Source organism: Streptomyces malaysiense, from assembly GCF_000980885.2.
GTDB lineage: Bacteria > Actinomycetota > Actinomycetes > Streptomycetales > Streptomycetaceae > Streptomyces > Streptomyces malaysiense.
The window spans coordinates 26,434-45,577 of record NZ_LBDA02000056.1 but is presented as its reverse complement, the minus strand read 5'-3'; the positions used below and the strand labels follow the sequence as shown (position 1 = coordinate 45,577).

Here is a 19,144-nt window from a genome sequence, read left to right as displayed (position 1 = left end):
GCCCGGTGCGACGATGGGCGTTCAGGCCGGACGATGCCCTGAGGAGGCGCAAAAACCGTGAAGTTCGTGCTCGAAGTGACCGTGGACGAGAACGCGTCCGCGCAGGAGCGGGCCGCCGAGCTGGGCCGGATCCTGCGCTACTGGGGCGGCAATCTGCACCACTACGCGCTGGAGCCGGGCGACGGCTCGCCCCTCCACGACTCCGGATATCAGGAGGTCGGGGCCTGGCGGCTCGTCGCCGACTGAGCCGGCCCGTCCGCCGCCCCCTCCCTCGCCTCTTCCGCCGCCGCCTCCTTGAGCGCCCTGCGGCAGAGGCCGTCCGCGCGGCGGGTGGTCTCCGGGAGGCGGTAGGCGGGGGCGAGCGCCAGCGTGTGGGCGAGGGCGTTGGCCAGGGACACCCGGTGGCCGACGGAGACGAAGACGGGTTTGACGGCGTCGCGCGTGCGAAGGGCGCGGCCGACCTCCTCGGCTCCGGCGAGCAGCGGTGCGGAGCTGCCGCGGGCGGGCGCGGGCTCGTCGTAGGTGAAGGTGAAGGGGTTCTTGGCGACGCCGATGGCGGGCAGGCCGGTGAGAACGCCCAGGTGGCTCGCCAGGCCGAAGCGGCGGGGGTGGGCGAGGCCGTAGCCGTCGCACACGACCAGGCCGGGCGGACACGGCAGGGATTCGAGCGCGGCCAGGACCGCGGGCAGCTCGCGGAAGGCGAGCAGGCCCGGGACGTACGGGAACGACACCCGGCCGACCGCGGTCGACTCGGCGACGACCTCCAGGGAGGCGGCGTCCAGGACGACGGCCGCGGCGGCGACCAGGTCCCGCTCGTCGTCGTAGGCCACGTCGACCCCGGTGACCCGGCCGGTGCCCGGCGGCGGTCCGGGCTCGTCGAGCACCACCCGGCCGCGCAGTTCGTCCTGGACCGCGCGGGCCTCCTCCTCGGTGGTGGGCCAGCCCGCCGGTACGCCTACGGTCGTCATGAGGGCCGACTGTACGTGCCCGGCCCGGCCGCCCCGGCTCCCGGGGTCAGGCTCGCGATCATGCTCGTACCGGAGCCGTCCCGGTACCGGCGGGATCGGGATCGCGACCGCGGCGCGGCCCGTCAGCCCTTCCTGTCGTCCAGCGCGCGCCGCAGCTCGTCCTTGTTCATGTGCGAACGTCCCTCGATGCCCCGCTGCCTCGCCTCGTTGTACAGCTGGTCGCGGGTCGGACCCTGGGGCCCCGACCGGTTGCCCGACCGCAGGCCGCCGCGCCTGCCGGACGACATGTCCTGGGTCGAGGCGCGGCTCGCGGTCCTGGACTCGCCGGACCGGGCGCGCTCCTTGTTGACGGTCCGCGCGGCGATCTCCTTCGCGCGTCCCTCGCTCGCGCCCCGGTCCCGCGCGCTCTCCTTGATGTGCTCGTACTGTCGTTCGCGCTTGGGGCTGGAACCGGCGGGCATGATCGCTCCTTTCACCGCGAAGGCTGGTCCGACGCCTTCGGGGCGCGAGTACCCGGCTCCCGGCGCGCCTACCTCACCGTTCCAGCCGGGCCACCCTGCCCCGCTCGCCGGCCGCCCAGCAGCCGAGGTCGGGGGTGCAGGAGACGGTGTCGTACGAGCCGGTGTCGATCGTGCGCCAGGTGCGGCCGCCGTCCGTGGTCAGATCGGTGCCGGTGGGACCGACGGCGAGCGCCGAGTCGCTGCTGTGCGGGAGCCAGGCCGCGCCGGAGCGGTAGGCGGGCGGCGGGGTGGCGGCGGGCTGCCAGGTGCGGCCGCCGTCCCGGGTGACGGCCGCGGCCTCCGGCGAGGGCAGGCCGGCGCGGTAGTCGCCGCCGACGGCGAGACCGTGGGCGCGGTCGCGGAAGGCGAGCGCGAAGACCCCGCGGGCCGGGTCGCCGGCCGGGACCGGGGTGTCGGTCGCGGTCCAGGTCAGCCCGCGGTCGGCGGAGTGCAGGACCCGCGCGCGGGCGCCGCCGCCGGTGGCCAGCCAGACGTCCTCGGGCCCGGAGGCGACCAGGCACTGCCCGCTCGCCGCGAAGCCCGCCTCGCCGTCGAGGGCGGGCGGCATCCCGGCCGGGGGCAGCACCCGCCAGGAACGGCCGCCGTCACTCGTGGAAAGGACGCGGAACCTCCCGTCCACGGGGTCGGCCACCGCGAGGCCGTGGCGGCGGTCGAAGAAGGCCATGCAGTCGTAGAACGCGTCCGGGTCGGTGTTGCGGAAGGACTCCGTCCAGCTCGCCCCGCCGTCGTCGGTGCGGTACACCCGGGACGCCTCGCCCTCGCCGATGGCCAGGACCACCGCGTGCCGCGCGTCGAACGCCTCGACGTCCCGGAACTCCAGGCCGGCCGCGCCGGACGGGGAGACGTCGCGCCAGGAGGTGCCGCCGTCCCGGGTGAGCAGCACGGTGCCGCCGGTGCCGGCCAGCCAGGCGGTGTGCCGGTCGACGGCGGCCAGGCCCCGGAAGCGGACCTGCGGGGTGCCGGGGTCCTTCGCCGCCCAGTGCACACCCTGGTGCCTGCCGAGCGCTGCGGCCGACGGGACGGTCAGCGCGGCCAGGGCCGCACCGCACGCGACTCCCGCCGCCGCCAGCCTGCCCATCCGCCGCACGCCCCGCGTGCCCCCCAGGTCCCGCTCGCCCCTCGTGCTCCCCATGCGCCTCATGGCGGGCGAAGCTAGTCCACCGCCCGGCCGCCGTCCAGAGGGCCGACCGCCGCGCCGTGGGCGGCGGCACGCGCATGAACGCGGTGACCGAGGTCACTCGTCCCCCAGGTGCACGTACCGGCCGGTTCCGTCGTCTCATCCAGTGCCGGGAGTCACCAGGCCGCAGTCCAGCCGTCACGAGGGAGCAAGGCGTTGTCCACCGTCATCGAGCAGCCCGTAGAAGCCCGCCTCGTCGCCGCCGCACCGCGCATGCAGAGCATTCCCGCCACGCTGCGCTACGACCGCTGCGACCGGTTCGCCGTGCGGATGACCTTCCCGGCCCCGGCCACCCTGGAAGGCGTCGAGGTCTGCTGGACCTTCGCCCGGGAACTGCTCGCCGCCGGACTGCACGCCCCCGAGGGCCAGGGCGACGTACGGGTGCGGCCGTACGGCTACGACCGCATCGTGCTGGAGTTCCACGCGCCCGAGGGCACCGCCGTCGTGCATGTGCGCGCGGGCGAGATACGGCGCTTCCTGGAGGCGGCCGGCGAACTGGTGCCGGTCGGGCTCGAACACCTCCAGCTGGACCTGGACCACCACCTGGCCGAACTGATGCGGGACGCCTGACGGCGCGGACGCGCGGCCCGGCGCACCGGGGCGAGCGCGGCCTCGACGGGTGCGGCCTCGGCGAGCGGGGCGCGCGGCGGGTGCGGCGCCGACGGCGATCCGGGCGACGGCGGCCGGAGCGCGGTCCGGCCGGATGGCGGCCGGCCGGGGAGACGCGGGGTGCGAACGGCGTGGGCGGGTGCCCCGCCGCCCCCACCGCTCCGCCGGAGCGCGAGCGCGTACGCGTACGCCTCGCCGGTAAATGCTTTGACTCCCGTCTGCGGTGCTCCTACCGTTCATCTCGGTTCTGTTGCCGTCGATCGGAGAAGGACGTTGCTCGTCTGAGGTTCGGAGACATCGCGTCGCACCGGTGAGGTGTGCGTGGCGTACGACCCTCGGCGTTCGAGCCGTCCTCCGGCACAGGCCCTTCTTCTTTTTGTACGGCCTCCGGGTGATCCATCGGTTCCCGCCCCGCGGTGTCTCCAGACGCGTCCGCGAAACCGCACTCACTCCCCCGCGAGGCCCCTATGTCATCCGCGTCCTCCTCTTCCGTCAGCCTTTCCTCGCTGTCCTTCGCCTGGCCCGACGGCACCACCGTGTTCGACGGGCTGGACCTCTCCTTCGGCCCCGGCAGGACCGGGCTCGTCGGCGTCAACGGATCCGGCAAATCAACCCTGTTGAAGCTCCTGGCGGGTGAACTCGCCCCGGCCGACGGCACCGTCAAGGTCATGGGCGAGGTCGGTTATCTCCCGCAGAACGTCACCCTGGACACCGCGCTCCGCGTGGACCAGGCCCTCGGCATCGCCGAGCGGCGGGCCGCGCTGCACGCCATCGAGGCGGGCGACACGGCCGAACGGCACTTCGAGACGGTGGGCGACGACTGGGACGTCGAGGAGCGCGCCCTGGTCACCCTCGGCGAACTCGGCCTGGGCCACATCGGGCTGGACCGCACCGTCGGCGAGGTGTCCGGCGGCGAGTCGGTGCTGCTGCGGCTCGCGGCGCTGCTGCTGCGCCGCCCGGACGTACTGCTCCTGGACGAACCCACCAACAACCTCGACCTGTACGCGCGCCGCCGCCTCCACCAGGCCGTCGCCACCTGGTCCGGAGTGCTCGTCGTCGTCAGCCACGACCGTGAACTGCTGGACCTGGTCGACCAGATCGCGGAACTGCGCTCCGGCGAGGTCGCCTGGTACGGCGGCAACTTCTCGGCCTACGAGGAGGCACTGTCCGTCGAGCAGGAGGCGGCCGAACGGATGGTGCGGGTCGCCGAGGCCGATGTGCGCAGACAGAAGCGCGAGCTGGCCGACGCACAGGTCAAGTTGGCCCGCCGCAAGCGGTACGGGCAGAAGATGTGGGAGTCCAAGCGGGAACCGAAGATCGTGATGGGCGCCCGCAAGCGCGCCGCCCAGGAGTCGGCGGGGAAGCACCGCATCATGCACGAGGAACGCCTCGCCGAGGCCAGGGAGCGCCTGGACGACGCGGTGGACGCGGTGCGGGACGAGGACGAGATCCGCGTCGACCTGCCGTACACCGCCGTGCCGCCGGGCCGGCAGGTACTCACCCTGGAGAACCTGGCGACGGCCTACGGGGCGCGGGTCGGGGGAATCCTCGATCTGCGCGGCCCGGAGCGGATCGCGCTGGTCGGGCGCAACGGCACGGGCAAGACGACGCTGCTGCGCACGGTCGCCGGGGAACTGGCGCCGACGGAGGGCACCGCCACCGCCCACGTCCCGCTGCGGTTCCTGCCCCAGCGCCTGGACGTGCTGGACGACGAGCTGACCGTCGCCCAGAACGTGGCCCGGTTCGCGCCGGGCGCCACCAACAACCGGGTCCGGGCGCGCCTGGCCCGCTTCCTGTTCCGGGGCGCGCGCGCCGACCAGCGGGCGGGCACCCTGTCCGGCGGCGAGCGCTTCCGGGCCGCGCTGGCCGCGCTGATGCTGGCCGAACCGGCACCCCAGCTGCTCCTGCTCGACGAGCCGACCAACAACCTCGACCTGGCGAGTGTGCGGCAGCTCACCTCGGCCCTGGAGTCGTACGAGGGGGCGCTGCTGGTGGCCAGCCACGACCTGCCGTTCCTGGAGTCGATCGGCATCACCCGCTGGCTGCTGATGGCGGACGGCGAGCTGCGGGAGATCGCGCCGGAGGATGTCGGCTAGGGAGGGGGACGACCCGGGGACGAGGGTTTTGTCCTGGCCACGTCGGGCTGCATGATGGCGGACCAGCGCCGCGCACCTCGCGCAGGCACCGCGTCTCCGACCGGAAAGGCCCGTCGTGCCCAGCAAGAAGGCTCTCGTCCGCCGCCCGAGCCCCCGTCTCGCCGAGGGCCTGGTGACCCATGGCGAGCGGCAGAAGGTCGATGTCGGGCTCGCCACCGAGCAGTGGGAGGCGTACGTCGCGGCGCTGCGGGCGCACGGGTGGGAGACCTTCGAGGTCGAGCCGGCCGACGACTGCCCGGACTCGGTGTTCGTGGAGGACACCGTCGTCGTGTTCCGCAATGTCGCGCTGATCACCCGGCCGGGCAGCGCGTCCCGCCGCCCGGAGACCGCCGGTGTGGAGGAGGCGGTGGCCGGCCTCGGCTGCTCGGTCAACTGGATCTGGGACCCGGGCACCCTGGACGGCGGCGACGTCCTGAAGGTCGGCGACACGGTCTACGTCGGCCGCAGCGGCCGCACCGACGTGGCCGGGGTGCAGCAGGTGCGGGCCGCTTTCGAGCCACTGGGTGCCCGGGTGGTGGCCGTACCGGTGAGCAAGGTGCTGCACCTGAAGTCGGCCGTGACCGCGCTGCCGGACGGCACCGTCATCGGGCACATCCCGAAGGTGGACCGGCCCTCGCTGTTCCCCGGCTTCCTCTCGGTGCCGGAGGAGTCCGGCGCGCACGTGCTGCTGCTCGGCGGGCACAAGCTGCTGATGGCGGCGAGCGCCCCGAAGACCGCCGAGCTGCTGACCGACCTCGGCTACGAGGTGGTCACGGTGGACATCGGCGAGTTCGAGAAGCTGGAGGGCTCGGTGACGTGCCTGTCCGTACGGCTGCGGGAGCTGTACGCCTGACCGGGTGAGCCCCTCCCCCCGACGGCCCCGGGGCCGATGTGTCCCGGGGCCGCGCCCTGCACCCGGACGGCCCGGCGCACCTCTGATCTGGGGCTCTCTTACGACGGCCTTAACCTACGGTTTCGTAACCTACGGTTTCGTAGCCTACGATCACGTAGGTTTCCCGGCACCGCTCGCCGGTACCCCTCGTTTGTGCTCTCCCCCGTTCGGCGTCCCCTGGAGTTCCCGTGACGATCACTTCCCCCCATCTCGGCAGCCCGTCCGTCTGGACCGACGCCCGGCTGCTGTACGCGCTGGAGGAAGTGGTGGAAGGAGAGTTGAACCGGCATCTGAAGGTCGCCAAGGACTGGATGCCGCACGAGTACGTGCCCTGGGGCGACGGGCGCAACTTCCCGGGCCTGTTCGAGGACGGGGAGCCCTGGACGAAGGACCAGTCCAAGGTGACCGAGATCGGTCGCACCGCCCTGGTCGTCAACCTGCTGACCGAGGACAACCTGCCCAGCTACCACCACGAGATCGCCAGCCTGTTCGGCCGCGACGGCGCCTGGGGCACCTGGGTGCACCGCTGGACGGCCGAGGAGGGCCGGCACGGCATCGTGATGCGGGACTATCTGCTCGCCTCGCGCGCGGTGGACCCGGACAAGCTGGAGCAGTTCCGGATGGCGCACATGAGCGAGGGCTTCGAGTCCGACAACCGGCACTCGATGCTGCACTCGATCGCCTATGTCGCCTTCCAGGAGCTGGCCACCCGGATCTCGCACCGCAACGCCGGCCATCAGTCCGGTGACCCGGTGTGCGATCGCATGCTCGCCCGGATCGCGACCGACGAGAACCTGCACATGGTGTTCTACCGCAACCTGCTCAAGGCGGCGTTCGAGCTCGCGCCCGACCTGACGATGCAAGCGGTCCGGGACGTCGTCGTGAACTTCCGGATGCCCGGCCACGGGATTCCCGGTTTCGAGCGGGCCGCCGCGCAGATGGCGATCGGCGAGGTCTACAACCTGCGCATCCACCACGACGACGTGCTCCAGCCGGTGCTGCGCTTCCTGAAGGTCATGGATCTCGACGGCCTCGGGCCCGAGGGGCGGCAGGCGCAGGAGGAACTCGGCCTGTACATGGGCGGCCTGGACATGGAGGCCGGCCGGTTCGACGAGAAGCTGGCGGCGCGCAAGGCACGGATGGCGGCGCGGGCCGCCGGCCGCTGAGCGGGGCGGTCACCGGCCGGCCGGACCCCCGGTCCCGGGGGCCGGTCAGCCGGAGGTGCGGCGCAGGGCGAGGCGTTCCTTCTCGGACAGCCCGCCCCAGACGCCGAAGCGCTCGTCGTTGGCGAGGGCGTACTCCAGGCAGGCCGGGCGCAGCTCGCACATCCCGCAGATGCGCTTCGCCTCGCGGACCGAGCTGCCCGGCTCGGGGAAGAAGAAGTCCGGCCCCGTCTGCGCGCACAGGGCCTGCGCCGGCCAGGTCGGGTCGGCCGGGGTGATGGTGTCGAGGTGCATGGCAAGGATCATGCCGATCGGCGAAAAACGTTCGATCAACGCGCGCTCAACGCCGTCGTCGGGGCCTCCGGCCGCATCGATGATGCTCCACGGCACCGGTCGGTTGCACGGCGGCGCGCGGAATTTCCGGGAACCCGGCGGACATGCCGGGTCGCCGATGGCGCGGGCGCGCTCCGGCGGTGCTCCGGCGGCGGTCGTCGGAGGGCGGTGCCAGACTCGGCAGTGCACGGGACGGGACCCCTTCGAGGAGGGCGGCAATGCTCAGCACCGATTTCGTCGACGGCGCGCCGAACTGGCTCGACATCGGCGCACCGGACATCGACGGCGCGCGCTCCTTCTACGGCTCCCTGTTCGGCTGGCGCTTCGAGTCGGCGGGCCCGGACGCGGGGGGCTACGGCTTCTTCCAGCTGGACGGGAAGACCGTCGCTGGTGGGATGCGGTGCGGGCCCGAGCAGGGGCCGCCCGCGTGGACGCTGTACTTCGGGACCGCGAACGCGGCGGCGACCGCCCGAGCGGCCGAACAGGCCCACGGGAAGGTGCTGTTCGGGCCGGTCGACGTGATGGGCCAGGGTGACATGGCCGTCCTCGGCGACCGGGCAGGCGTACGGTTCGGGGTCTGGCAGCCCGGCCGGACCAGGGGCGTGGACCTGGCGAGCGCGCCGGGCGCGTTGTGCTGGGCCGAACTGCACACCCCGGACGTCGCGGCGGCGGCCGCCTTCTACCACCGGGTGCTGGGCCTGGAGACGTCCGGGGTGTCCTTCCCGGGCGGCGTGTACACGTGCGTCAGCCCGGCGGGTGCCGGTAAGGACGCGATGTTCGGCGGGATGGTGCCGCTGACCCGGGCGGGGGACGAGCCGTACTGGCTGCCGTACTTCGAGGTCGGGGACACCGACGCGATCGCGGCCGAGGCGCGGCGGCTCGGCGGCTCGGTGAGCGCCCCGGCCGTGACGGTCGAGGGCGTGGGCCGCGTCGCCAGGCTCGTCGATCCGTACGGGGCACGGTTCGCGGTGATCCGGAGCGAACGGACCCGGGGGTGAGGCCGTGACCGGGGGCCGGCCGGGGTGCGGTCGGGCGCGCGGTGGCCGGCGGCCCCGCACGGCTCAGGCGGATGCCCGGCGGATCAGGGTGGTCGGCAGGATCACGCCGGGTCCCGGAGTCCGGGCCGCCGGCCCGGTACCGCCCGGACCTGAGGAGCGGTCCGGGGCAGAGGAGACTTCCGGTGCTGAGGCGCCGTGCGGGACGGAGGTGCCGTGCAGGGCGGAAGGCCCTCGCAGCAGCAGACGGGCCATCAGGCGGCCCATCCGCTCGATGTCCTGACGGACCGTGGTCAGCGGCGGATCGGACTGCTCGGCCAGCGGCAGCATGTCGTCGAAGCCGACCACGGCCACGTCCTCGGGCACCCGCAGCCCCCGCTCCCGCAGCACGCGCAGCGCGCCCAGCGCGGTGAGGTCGTTCGCCGCGAACACGGCGTCCACGTCCGGGCGGCGGCCGAGGAGTTCCCGCATGGCCCGCTCCCCGCCGGCCGGGGTGAAGTCGCTCTCCACCACCAGCGAGGGATCGAGCCCCCCGCCGGCCGTCTCCGCCATGACGTCCCGGTAGCCGTCGAGCCGGTCCGCGGCCGAGGTCTGGTCCAGGGCGCCGGTGATGTGCGCGATCCGGCTGCGGCCGAGCCCGACCAGATGGCGTACGGCCGTGCGCGCACCGCCCCGGTTGTCGGTGTCCACGTACATCGGTGTGCCGGTGCGGTCCCGCCAGCCCGGCCGGCCCCCGAACACGGTGGGCACCCCGGCGTCGTGGATGAGTCCGGGCAGCGGGTCGTCCAGGTGCAGGGAGAAGACCAGCGCCCCGTCGACATGGCCCCCGGCGAGATACCGGGCGACCCGGGTGTGGTCGTCCCGGCCCTCGGTGAGCAGCAGCACCAACTGGTTGTCGTGCGCCGTCAGTTCCTTGCTGATGCCGCGCAACTGGAGAGCGAAGAAGGGGTCGGTGAAGACCCGGACCTCGGGTTCGGCGATGACGACGGCCACGGCGTCGTGCCGCTTCGTGACGAGGCTGCGTGCCGCCTGGTTGGGGACGTAGCCGAGTTCGGCCACGGCCCGCCGTACCCGCTCGGCCAGCGGTTGCCGCACCCCGTATCCGCCGTTGACCACCCGTGACACGGTGGCTCTGGACACCCCGGCGCGCGTCGCCACGGCCTCCAGGGTGGGACGCGACACTGCCTCGGGCACCACGGGACTCCTCATCGGCCGGTTACCGCCCAGGATAACGAGGGTCCGGTGCCCGGCGGGGCGTCGTCGGTGGTCAGGACGCGGGGTCCTCGCGGGCCCGGCTCGGCCGGACGCGTTTGGGTTCGCCGGGCATCTTCGGGTACTCCGGCGGGTACGGCAGATCGCCCAGCCCGTGGTCGTGCTCGTCACGGCGGGCCAGCTCCAGCAGGGCGTCCAGGGAGTGGGCGTGCTCGTCCATGCCGGCGTGCACGTCGCCGAGTTCGGCGAACCGGGCCGGCATCGTGGCCAGGTCGAAGTCGCGGGGCCGGGCGGAGTCGACCTCCGCCCAGCGCAGCGGCGCGGAGACCGTGGCCCGCGGACGGGGGCGTACCGAGTAGGCGGAGGCGATGGTGCGGTCGCGTGCCGTCTGGTTGTAGTCGACGAAGACACGGGCGCCGCGCTCCTCCTTCCACCACTTGATGGTGACCTGTTCGGGCATCCGGCGTTCCAGCTCCCGGCCGACGGCGATGGCGGCGCGCCGTACCTGGGTGAAGGTCCAGCGGGGTTCGATGGGCACGAAGACGTGCAGGCCCCGGCCGCCGGAGGTCTTCGGCCAGCCGCGCAGTCCCCCGAACTCGTCGAGGACGGCGCGCAGTTCATGGGCGGCGCGGACGGCGTCCGTGTAGTCGGTGCCGGGCTGCGGGTCGAGGTCGATGCGCAGTTCGTCGGGGTGGTCGACATCGTCCGCGCGCACCGGCCAGGGGTGGAAGGTGAGGGTGCCGTACTGGGCGGCCCACACCACGGCGGCCTCCTCGGTCGGGCACATCTCGTCGGCGCTGCGGCCGCTGGGGAAGGTGATGTGGGCGGTCGGGATCCAGTCGGGCATGCCCTTGGGGGCGCGCTTCTGGAAGAACCACTCGCCCTCGATGCCGTCCGGGTAGCGCTCCAGGGTGGTGGGCCGCCCGCGCAGGGCGCGCAGGATGCCGGGGCCGACCGCGACGTAGTACCGCGCGAGGTCCAGCTTGGTGAAGCCGCGCTCCGGGAAGAACACCTTGTCCGGGCTGGACAGCCGTACGGTCCGCCCGGCCGCCTCCAGTTCCACCGCTTCGGCCATGCGGCCACCGTAGGCGCCCCCCGCGCGGCTCGCACACCGGGCGCGCACGGGTGCGCACACCGGGCGCGCGCTCGCGGGCGCGAGCAGAATCGGAGCCATGGAGCTGCCCGTGATGCCGCCGGTGAAGCCGATGCTCGCCAAGTCCGTGGCGAGGATCCCGCCGGGCATGCACTACGAGGCGAAGTGGGACGGGTTCCGTTCGATCGTGTTCCGCGACGGCGCCGAGATCGAGCTGGGCAGCCGTACCGGCAAGTCGCTGACCAGGTACTTCCCAGAGCTGGTCGAGGCGCTGCGGGAGCGGGTGCCCGAGCGGTGCGTGCTCGACGGGGAGATCGTGATCGCGCGGGCCGGGCATCTGGACTTCGACGCCCTGACCGAGCGGATCCATCCGGCCGCCTCCCGGGTGCGGACGCTGGCGGAGCGGACCCCGGCCTCCTTCGTCGCCTTCGATCTGCTGGCGCTGGACGACCACGCCCTGCTGGACGTGCCGCTCGGCGACCGCCGCGCGCTGCTGGACCGGGCCCTCGCCGACGCCACGCCGCCGGTGCATCTGGCGCCCGCGACGACGGATCTCGCGGTGGCCGAGCTGTGGTTCGACCGGTTCGAGGGCGCCGGACTCGACGGGATCGTGGCCAAACCGCTCGACCTGCGCTACCGGCAGGACGAGCGGGCCATGTTCAAGATCAAGCACGAGCGCACGGCCGACGTCGTCGTGGCCGGGTACCGGCTGCACAAGAGCGGCCCGGTGGTGGGCTCACTGCTGCTGGGGCTGTACGACGGACGGGGCAGGCTCCAGCACGTGGGCGTGTCGGCCGCGTTCCCCATGAGGCGGCGCGCCGAACTGGTCGAGGAGCTGGCGCCGCTGCGGATGGACGATGTCACCGGGCACCCCTGGGCGGCCTGGTCCGAGGAGGCCGCGCACGAGAGCGCCCGGCTGCCGGGCGCGCCGAGCCGCTGGTCGGGCAGGAAGGACCTGTCCTGGGTGCCGCTGCGGCCCGAGCGGGTGGCCGAGGTCGCCTACGACCACCTGGAGAACGGGCAGCGCTTCCGGCACACCGCCCGGTTCCGCCGCTGGCGACCCGACCGGGCGCCCGGGAGCTGCACGTACGCCCAGTTGGAGGAGCCGGCGCGGTACGACCTCGCGGAGATCCTCGGGGAGCGGCGCTGAGACCGGCCGGGAGAGCCGGTGACTCTGCCGCCGGGGAGCTCCCGCCGCTACGGCTTCATCAGGACCTTGACCGCGCCGTCCTCCTTGCGCTGGAACATCTCGTAGGCGTGCGGCGCCTCGGCCAGCGGCACCCGGTGCGTGGCGAAGTCGTCCACGCCGAGCGGGTCCTCGTCGGTGAGGTACGGCATGATCCGGTCGCTCCAGCGGCGGACGTTGGCCTGCCCCATGCGGAGCTGGGTCTGCTTGTCGAACAGGGTGAGCAGCGGGATCGGGTCGGCCATGCCTCCGTAGACGCCGCTGAGCGAGATGGTGCCGCCCCGGCGTACCAGGTCGATCGCCATGTACAGGGCGCCGAGCCGGTCGACGCCGAAGCGTTCCGCGAGAGGGGCCGCGACCCTGCGCGGCATGAGGGAGGTGGCCTGCTGGGCGAGCCGCGCGGCCGCGCTGCCGTGGGCCTCGGTGCCGACGGCGTCGATCACCGCGTCCGGGCCCCGGCCGCCGGTGTCGTCGCGGATCGCGTGGACCAGTGCCTTCTCGTCGTCGAAGGTCCTCAGGTCGTACGTCCGCACGCCCCGCCGGCTCGCCCGCGCGAGCCGCTCGGGCACGAGGTCGACGCCGAACACCCGTTCCGCGCCGCGTGCCACGGCGATCCGGCAGGACATGTCGCCGATCGGGCCGAGGCCGAGGACCGCGACGCTGCCGCCGGGCGGGACCGCCGCGTACTCGACGGCCTGCCAGGCGGTGGGCAGCACGTCGGAGAGATAGACGAAGCGGTCGTCCGGCGGGCCCTCGGGCACCTTCATCGGGCCGAACTGCGCCTGCGGCACCCGCAGGTACTCGGCCTGGGCGCCCGGTACGGCGCCGTACAGACGGGTGTAGCCGAACAGGGCCGCGCCCATGCCCTCGCCGGTGACCTGGGTGGTCTCGCACTGGGTGGTGAGCCCCGAGTCGCACATGAAGCAGTGCCCGCACGCGATCTGGAACGGCACCACGACCCGGTCGCCGGGCCTCAGGTCCGGCACCTGGGAGCCGACCTCCACCACGATGCCCATGGGCTCGTGGCCGAGGATGTCGCCCGGGGTCATGAACGGGGTGAGCACTTCGTACAGATGCAGGTCCGAGCCGCACAGCCCGCTGGAGGTGATGCGGATGACGGCGTCGGTGGGTTCCTCGATCCTCGGGTCCGGCACGTCCTCCACCCGCACGTCCCGCCTGCCCTGCCAGGTGACTGCCTTCATGAGGTCGCGCTCCTTCGGTCGCTCGCGTGCGTCCGGTTCGCGTGCCGGCCGGGTACCCGTGCGGACGGGCACCGAACCCCCTGGTGGGCGCGGCGTGGGTGCGGGCGGGCGCGGGAGCCACGTGCGCGCGATCCAGCGACGGACGACGGGCGGGACGGCGAGAGTGGGCACGGGACGTGGTGCGCGAAGAGGCGCGGTGACGGCGGTCGTGCTGGCCGCCTTGCTGGCCTCGGGGTGCGGCGGGCACGGCGGCCGGCACGACCGGGGCCCGGTGCCGACCCGGCCCCCGGCCTCCACCGCCGCGGGCGGCTCCCCGCTCGCCGTGAAGATCGACAATGTGCCGGCGGCCCGCCCGCAGACCGGGCTCGATGCCGCCGACGTGGTGTACGCGGAGCAGGTCGAGGGCGGTCTGAGCCGGCTGATGGCGGTGTACGCGAGCCGGCTGCCGGACGCCGTCGGACCGGTGCGCAGCGCCCGTGAGTCCGATCTGGAACTGCTCGGCCAGTTCGACCGGCCGTACCTGGCCTTCTCCGGTGTCCAGCGCAAGCTGCTGCCGCTGATCGGGCAGGCGCCGGTGCGGCCCGAGTCGCCCGAGGAGGCACCCGGCGCCTACTACCGGGACAGCGCGCGGGCCGCGCCGCACAACCTCTATCTGCGCCCGGCGCGCCTGCTGCGCTCCGCCCCGGGCGAGGGCGCGCTGACCACGGGCTTCCACTACGGTCCCGCCCCCGCCGGCGGCACCCCGGTGGCCTCGCGCACCGTGCGCTATCCGGCGGCCCGGTTCACCTTCTCCTGGTCCGCGGCCCGGCACGGCTGGCTGATCGCCATGGACGGCACCCCCACGGTCACCGCGGACGGCCCCCGCCCGGCGCCGCCGACGGTCGTCGTCCAGTACGTCGGCATCCGCGACTCGCGGTACCACGACGTCCTCGGCAACCCCACCCCCTACACCGAGACGGTCGGCTCCGGGCGGGCGGAGGTGCTGCGCGACGGGCGCGCCTTCGCCGCCACCTGGTCACGGCCGGCGGCGAACGACGGTACGACGTTCACCGCGGCGGACGGCGCGCCGCTGGCCCTCGCCGCGGGTCAGGTCTGGGTGGTGTTCGCACGGGCGGGCTGAACCGCCCCGCGGCGCCCGAGGATTACCGCGCCCCACCCCCGTCGAGCGCCGCCCTCGCCTGTGCCACCAGGCCGTCCGCCCCGCACGAGCGGGCCAGGGCGAGGCCCCGGTCGAGTTCGGCGGCGGAGCGGGCGAGGACGCCGTACTCGATGCGGGCGGCCGCGTGCTCGTACTGGGAGGGCGATGCCTCCAGATAGGTGACGGCGCGGCCCGCGAGCTGGCGTGCGCGGCTGCCGGTCTCGAGCGCGGCGGCACAGCGCAGGGCCTCGCCGATGGCGGTGTCCGTGCCGAAGCGCTCGGCCTGCCGGCGGGCGTCGGCGGCGAGCCGCTTGCTGCGGGCCGGGTCCTGGACCGCGAGGGCGCGGGCGAGGTCGACCGACCAGGGCGCGAGGACCGGGTTGTGGCCGCCCCTGGAGACGGCGGTCTTCTCGGCGGCCTCCAGCTCGTTGACGCCCTCCTCGACACGGCCGACCGCGAGCAGCAGCCGGCCGCGCACCGAACGGACGTCGGGCAGCACGATGGTGGACGGGTAGGGCGGGGCGAAGCCGTACTGTTCGGCGACCGACCAGGCCTCCTGGACGCGGCCGCGGGCGAGCAGGGTGTCGACCAGCCCGCACGTGGCGGACCAGTGCAACGGCAGGCGCCGGCCCACCCGTTCGGCCAGGACGAGGGCCTCGCGCAGATTGGTCTCGGCGTCCCGCAGACGGCCCTGCCTGCGATAGGCGAGACCCAGGTAGGCGTTGGCCAGGGAGAGATGGCCGCCGTGCCAGCCCGAGCCGGTGTACACGCGCAGGGCCTGCGCGAACAGGCTCTCGGCGCGGTCGAGCCGGTCGGTGTACACATAGGCGCTGCCGAGCATCATCAGCAGCTCGATGCCCCACTCCCGGTCGGTCCAGCCGAGGCCGGGCGCGAGCCTGCCGTTGACGAGGGCCCGGTCGCAGAGTTCGACGATCTCGGCCGCGCTCTCGCCGTGCGTCATGGCGTCGAAGCCGCGCAGGATCAGCAGCGCGCGCTCGGTGTTGTCGCGGCCGGTGCAGGTGGCGGCGAGTTCCGCGAGGCTGCGCGAGCGGGCCGGGGCGGCGGCCTCGCCGTGGATGCCCTCCCACATGTACTGGAACGCCTGCAACCGCATCCGCACGGGCCCCGGTTCGTGCCGGGCGGCCTCGGCCTCGATGGTGCGGACGGCCTCCTCCAGCTGGTCGTTGTGGAGCAGGGCCTGGGAGAGGCGGACCACGGCGTCGACGCGGTCGCTGCCGTCGAGGCCGCGCATGCCGAGGGCGCTGCGCAGCTGACCGATGGTGACGGCGGGCGCGGTGAGCAGGGTGGCGCAGCCCAGTTCGTACAGGACGTGCGCGTGGATGTCGGGGCGGGGCGGCTCCTCCAGGGCGCGTTCGAGGCAGACCCGGGCGGCGTCGGGCGCGCCGACGGCGAGGTGTTCGCGGGCGGCCTCGCGCAGCTGCTCGACCAGTCTCTCGTCGGCCTCCGGATGGACTTCGAGGAGGTGCCTGGCGGCTTCGGCGGCGCCCCGGCCCAGCTCGGTGACGATCTCGGCGGCCACGCCGTGCATCGCGGTGCACACGCCCGGCGGGATGGAGTTGTAGACGGCGGATGCGATCAGCGGATGCACGAACTCCAGGTCGCCGCCGCGGTGTTCGGTGGCCGTGGGATCGGGCGTGGTGAGGATGCGGGCGGTGCGCAGCAGACCTGCGCAGTGCCGGGCGGTGTCCTCGTCCATGGTGGCGAGGCGGGCGACCGACTCCAGGGTGATGCCGGTACCGAGGACGGCGGCGGCCCAGGCGAACTGGGTCGCCTGGAAACCGAGTTCCTTGATCCGGTCGACGAGTCCGCCACCGCGGGCCGCGCGGTTGAGGGCGCGCAGTTCCCCGGCGCGGGCCTCCACCGGCGACAGTTCGCTCTCCTGCACCTTGGCGAGGAGTTCGACGGCGTCGTAGGGGTTGCCCGCGGTGACGGCCCAGACCTCGCGGCAGAACGCGTCGTCGGCGTGCCGCCCGAGGGTGGCTCGGGTGAGTCCGGCCGCGGCGCCGGGGGTGAGCTCGCGCAGGTTGTTGACCGCGCGGCCCGCGGCCTCGGCGACCGCGTCGAGGTGGCGGGCGCTCTCCCCGCTGACGTCGCCGGGCCTGCGGGCGACCACGACCAGCACGGACAGGTCGTGCAGGCGCTCGGCGAAGGCGGCGAGCCAGCGCAGGGTCTCCTGGTCGGCCCAGTGCGCGTCGTCGATCAGCAGCACGAGCGGCCATTCGCGGCGGGCGAGCCTGCGGACGGCGGCGACGAGGCCGTCGCACACGTACTGCGGGTCGGCGCTCTCCTCCTGCGGTTCGGCTATGCCGAGGGCGGGACCGGCGATGTCGTACCAGTCGCCGAGGTACTCGCGGGCCTCCTCGGGCAGCAGCGACAGCAGCGCGGGCTGGAGCAGCTGCCGTACGACGTTGAAGGGAACGGACCTCAGGGTCTCGGCGCCGCGGGCGTACCACACGGTGCAGCCCCGGCGTTCGGCCATGCGGCGGATCTCGGTCAGCAGCGCGGTCTTGCCGAGGCCCGCCTCGCCGCGGAAGACCAGCAGGCCGCCCGCGGAGGACTCGTCGGCGCGCAGCTCCTCGATGGCCCGCGCGACGGTGTCGATCTCCGCGTCCCGCTCCCACAGGGGAGCCGAAGCGGCCGCCGCCGGCCGTCCCTCCGTCATCCTGTTACCTCCCCAAGGTCGCCCGAATGACGTACAGACCCCGAGCGTAGCCGTCCGGTGGGATATGTGGAGGCCGGTCGGGGCAGCTCTTGCACAGCCGGGTGAAAGTTCGGGCGGCCGGGCGACGCGGGCCCGTCCCGATCAGCGATGTCGTCGGCGGACGGAGCGTCAGCAGTGACCGGGACGAGGCGGGTTCCGCGCGGGCTTACCACGGGCCGGGGCCCCGGGGTGCGGGCCGTGGCGGCGGGTTCGGCCGGGAGCTTCGTGACGTGGTACGCGTTCGCGGTCCACGGCTTCCCCGACACCGTGCTCGCCGAGCGGGTCTTCATCCCGGTGGGCGGCGCGGGTGACGGGCCGGGCGGCGGCCGGTCGTGCTCGCGGACGCGGTGCCGGTGGTGGCGACCGCGCGGCCGGGGCTCGGCCCCGCTCCAGGATCCCGGCACCCCGACCTCGGTGAAGGCCCTCGCCCTGGCCGGCGCGGGCGCGGTGAGCGGGCCGGCCCTGCCGAAGCGGGCTCCGCGGGAGACGCGTCGGCGGAGCCGGCTGCGCGGGAAGACCTCACGGGGAGCGATCGGGAGGAAGCGGTGCGAGTGATCGGACTGATGTCCGGGACGTCGTACGACGCCGTGGACGCGGCGGCCGGTGATCTGCGGCTGGACGGGGACACGTTGGCGCTGCGGCCGCTCGGGATGGTCAGCGCGCCCTACGAGGAGCCGTTGCGCGCGGCGCTCGCGAAGGCGTTGCCGCCCGCGGAGTGCGGTGTCGAGGCGGTGTGCCGCCTCGACACCGGGATCGGGCGGGCGTTCGCCGCGGCGGCGGTGCGGGCCGACCGGGAACTGTGCGCGGGACGAGCGGAGTTGGTGGCCTCGCACGGACAGACGGTCTACCACTGGGTGGCGGACGGGCGGGTGCGCGGCACCTTGCAGCTCGGGCAGCCCGCGTGGATCGCGGAGGCGACCGGGCTGCCCGTGGTCGCCGACTTCCGGGCCCGGGACGTCGCGGCGGGCGGCCAGGGCGCGCCCCTGGTCAGCCTGTTCGACCTGCTGTGGCTGCGCGGCCGGCCGGGCCGGCCGGTGGCGCTGAACATCGGCGGGATCGCCAACCTGACCGCGCCGGACGGCACCGCCTTCGACACCGGACCGGGCTGTGCGCTGCTGGACGCGGCGGCACGGGAGTTCAGCGGCGGGCGGCTGGCCTACGACGCGGACGGCGCCCTCGCCGCGCGCGGCCGACCGGACCCGCGGCTGCTGGACCGGCTGCTCGGTGAGCCGTACTACGCCATGCCCGCGCCCCGCACCACCGGCAAGGAACTGTTCCACGCCGGATATCTGCGGGCCGCCGGCGCCTTCGGCGGGGGCCGGCCGGAGGACGTGCTGGCCACGCTCGCCCTGCTGACCGCGCGGACGGTCGCGGACGCGGTCCGGTCGGTCGGCGCGAGCGAGGTGATCGCGTCCGGCGGGGGCGTGCGCAATCCGGTGCTGGTGCGCCTGCTCCGGGAACTGCTCGGGGAGATCCCGCTGCGCTCCTCGGACGAACTGGGACTGCCCGCCGCCGCCAAGGAGGCGTACGCCTTCGCCGTCCTCGGCTTCCTCACCGCGCACGGCCTCGCGGGAACCGATCCGCGCAGCACGGGGGCGCGGCGGCCGAGCGTGCTGGGGTCGGTCACACCGGGGCGGGACGGGTTCCGGATGCCGGCGCCCGCGAGGTGCGTGCCGGTGCGGCTGGTGGTGGAGGGCGGGGAGGGGGAGCGGACGGTGCCGGCCGAAGAATTCGGGAGGTGATTTGTCCGGGTCGGCAGGATTGGCGGCAGATCCTCTCATCGCACTTTCACGGATGC

18 protein-coding genes are annotated in these 19,144 nt (G+C 74.1%); 10 read left to right on the top strand and 8 right to left on the bottom strand.

Annotated elements, in window-relative coordinates; genetic code table 11:
• The first annotated feature begins 57 nt into the window (after positions 1–57).
• Complete coding sequence (locus tag VT52_RS23720; RefSeq protein ID WP_046422837.1) at positions 58–246, top strand: hypothetical protein; 189 nt, start codon at positions 58–60, stop codon at positions 244–246.
• Here the strand turns inward: VT52_RS23720 and VT52_RS23715 are convergent.
• From VT52_RS23715 to VT52_RS23705, 3 genes are all read right to left on the bottom strand, one after another.
• Positions 210–968: an endonuclease V gene (locus tag VT52_RS23715; protein WP_046422835.1), complete on the bottom strand. Its 759-nt coding sequence runs from the start codon at positions 966–968 to the stop codon at positions 210–212. The two genes, VT52_RS23720 and VT52_RS23715, sit on opposite strands and share 37 nt — an antisense overlap.
• A gap of 122 nt (positions 969–1,090) precedes the next feature.
• Positions 1,091–1,429: a hypothetical protein gene (locus VT52_RS23710; RefSeq protein WP_046422833.1), complete on the bottom strand. Its 339-nt coding sequence runs from the start codon at positions 1,427–1,429 to the stop codon at positions 1,091–1,093.
• A 73-nt stretch (positions 1,430–1,502) separates the two neighbouring features.
• Positions 1,503–2,567 carry a WD40/YVTN/BNR-like repeat-containing protein gene (locus tag VT52_RS23705; RefSeq protein WP_079175230.1) on the bottom strand — a complete coding sequence of 355 codons (1,065 nt, stop codon included), beginning with the start codon at positions 2,565–2,567 and terminating at the stop codon, positions 1,503–1,505.
• Positions 2,568–2,822: 255 nt separating this feature from the next.
• Between VT52_RS23705 and ssgD the strand changes: the two genes are divergently transcribed.
• From ssgD to VT52_RS23685, 4 genes are all read left to right on the top strand, one after another.
• Positions 2,823–3,236, top strand: a complete 414-nt coding sequence (gene ssgD, locus VT52_RS23700) for a spore wall synthesis regulator SsgD (RefSeq protein ID WP_046422831.1) — start codon at positions 2,823–2,825, stop codon at positions 3,234–3,236.
• Between the two features lie 506 nt (positions 3,237–3,742).
• Positions 3,743–5,371 (top strand): ABC-F family ATP-binding cassette domain-containing protein, encoded by a 1,629-nt coding sequence (locus tag VT52_RS23695; RefSeq protein ID WP_046422829.1) that lies wholly within the window; start codon positions 3,743–3,745, stop codon positions 5,369–5,371.
• Positions 5,372–5,486: 115 nt separating this feature from the next.
• The gene (gene ddaH / locus VT52_RS23690) at positions 5,487–6,263 is read left to right on the top strand and encodes a dimethylargininase (protein ID WP_046422828.1); all 777 of its coding nucleotides are present in this window, start codon (positions 5,487–5,489) and stop codon (positions 6,261–6,263) included.
• Between the two features lie 227 nt (positions 6,264–6,490).
• Complete coding sequence (locus VT52_RS23685; protein WP_046422826.1) at positions 6,491–7,468, top strand: acyl-ACP desaturase; 978 nt, start codon at positions 6,491–6,493, stop codon at positions 7,466–7,468.
• A 45-nt stretch (positions 7,469–7,513) separates the two neighbouring features.
• On the opposite strand, the gene VT52_RS23680 is transcribed toward VT52_RS23685, so the two are convergent.
• On the bottom strand, positions 7,514–7,759 hold the full coding sequence (locus tag VT52_RS23680; RefSeq protein WP_046422823.1) for a WhiB family transcriptional regulator: 246 nt from the start codon (positions 7,757–7,759) through the stop codon (positions 7,514–7,516).
• Between the two features lie 257 nt (positions 7,760–8,016).
• On the opposite strand from VT52_RS23680, the gene VT52_RS23675 reads away from it, so the two are divergent.
• Positions 8,017–8,796: a VOC family protein gene (locus VT52_RS23675; RefSeq protein ID WP_046422821.1), complete on the top strand. Its 780-nt coding sequence runs from the start codon at positions 8,017–8,019 to the stop codon at positions 8,794–8,796.
• A 63-nt stretch (positions 8,797–8,859) separates the two neighbouring features.
• On the opposite strand, the gene VT52_RS23670 is transcribed toward VT52_RS23675, so the two are convergent.
• Together VT52_RS23670 and ligD are read right to left on the bottom strand one after the other, a co-directional pair.
• Positions 8,860–10,002, bottom strand: coding sequence for a LacI family DNA-binding transcriptional regulator (locus tag VT52_RS23670; RefSeq protein WP_046422820.1), 1,143 nt, complete (start codon positions 10,000–10,002; stop codon positions 8,860–8,862).
• Positions 10,003–10,060: 58 nt separating this feature from the next.
• The gene (gene ligD, locus VT52_RS23665; RefSeq protein ID WP_206306593.1) at positions 10,061–11,080 is read right to left on the bottom strand and encodes a non-homologous end-joining DNA ligase; all 1,020 of its coding nucleotides are present in this window, start codon (positions 11,078–11,080) and stop codon (positions 10,061–10,063) included.
• A gap of 97 nt (positions 11,081–11,177) precedes the next feature.
• Between ligD and VT52_RS23660 the strand changes: the two genes are divergently transcribed.
• Complete coding sequence (locus VT52_RS23660; protein WP_046422819.1) at positions 11,178–12,248, top strand: ATP-dependent DNA ligase; 1,071 nt, start codon at positions 11,178–11,180, stop codon at positions 12,246–12,248.
• A 47-nt stretch (positions 12,249–12,295) separates the two neighbouring features.
• On the opposite strand, the gene VT52_RS23655 is transcribed toward VT52_RS23660, so the two are convergent.
• Entirely contained in the window at positions 12,296–13,486 is a 1,191-nt protein-coding gene (locus tag VT52_RS23655; protein ID WP_046422818.1) for a zinc-dependent alcohol dehydrogenase, read from the bottom strand.
• Between the two features lie 196 nt (positions 13,487–13,682).
• On the opposite strand from VT52_RS23655, the gene VT52_RS23650 reads away from it, so the two are divergent.
• On the top strand, positions 13,683–14,606 hold the full coding sequence (locus VT52_RS23650; RefSeq protein WP_240509857.1) for a DUF3048 domain-containing protein: 924 nt from the start codon (positions 13,683–13,685) through the stop codon (positions 14,604–14,606).
• A gap of 22 nt (positions 14,607–14,628) precedes the next feature.
• On the opposite strand, the gene VT52_RS23645 is transcribed toward VT52_RS23650, so the two are convergent.
• On the bottom strand, positions 14,629–17,307 hold the full coding sequence (locus VT52_RS23645; protein WP_046422815.1) for an ATP-binding protein: 2,679 nt from the start codon (positions 17,305–17,307) through the stop codon (positions 14,629–14,631).
• Between the two features lie 264 nt (positions 17,308–17,571).
• Between VT52_RS23645 and VT52_RS23640 the strand changes: the two genes are divergently transcribed.
• Entirely contained in the window at positions 17,572–17,901 is a 330-nt protein-coding gene (locus VT52_RS23640) for a hypothetical protein (RefSeq protein ID WP_071387634.1), read from the top strand.
• On the top strand, positions 17,892–19,088 hold the full coding sequence (locus tag VT52_RS23635; RefSeq protein ID WP_046422812.1) for an anhydro-N-acetylmuramic acid kinase: 1,197 nt from the start codon (positions 17,892–17,894) through the stop codon (positions 19,086–19,088). Before VT52_RS23640 ends, VT52_RS23635 begins: the two co-directional genes overlap by 10 nt.
• The last annotated feature ends 56 nt before the right edge of the window (positions 19,089–19,144 follow it).

Bases quoted from the DNA above. Each gene is read 5' to 3' on its own strand.
- VT52_RS23715 (WP_046422835.1), bottom strand. From the start codon at position 968: ATGACGACCGTAGGCGTACCGGCGGGCTGGCCCACCACCGAGGAGGAG.
- VT52_RS23710 (WP_046422833.1), bottom strand. From the start codon at position 1,429: ATGCCCGCCGGTTCCAGCCCCAAGCGCGAACGACAGTACGAGCACATC.
- VT52_RS23705 (WP_079175230.1), bottom strand. From the start codon at position 2,567: ATGGGCAGGCTGGCGGCGGCGGGAGTCGCGTGCGGTGCGGCCCTGGCC.
- VT52_RS23695 (WP_046422829.1), top strand. From the start codon at position 3,743: ATGTCATCCGCGTCCTCCTCTTCCGTCAGCCTTTCCTCGCTGTCCTTC.
- VT52_RS23680 (WP_046422823.1), bottom strand. From the start codon at position 7,759: ATGCACCTCGACACCATCACCCCGGCCGACCCGACCTGGCCGGCGCAG.
- VT52_RS23675 (WP_046422821.1), top strand. From the start codon at position 8,017: ATGCTCAGCACCGATTTCGTCGACGGCGCGCCGAACTGGCTCGACATC.
- VT52_RS23670 (WP_046422820.1), bottom strand. From the start codon at position 10,002: ATGAGGAGTCCCGTGGTGCCCGAGGCAGTGTCGCGTCCCACCCTGGAG.
- ligD (WP_206306593.1), bottom strand. From the start codon at position 11,080: ATGGCCGAAGCGGTGGAACTGGAGGCGGCCGGGCGGACCGTACGGCTG.
- VT52_RS23660 (WP_046422819.1), top strand. From the start codon at position 11,178: ATGGAGCTGCCCGTGATGCCGCCGGTGAAGCCGATGCTCGCCAAGTCC.
- VT52_RS23655 (WP_046422818.1), bottom strand. From the start codon at position 13,486: ATGAAGGCAGTCACCTGGCAGGGCAGGCGGGACGTGCGGGTGGAGGAC.
- VT52_RS23645 (WP_046422815.1), bottom strand. From the start codon at position 17,307: ATGACGGAGGGACGGCCGGCGGCGGCCGCTTCGGCTCCCCTGTGGGAG.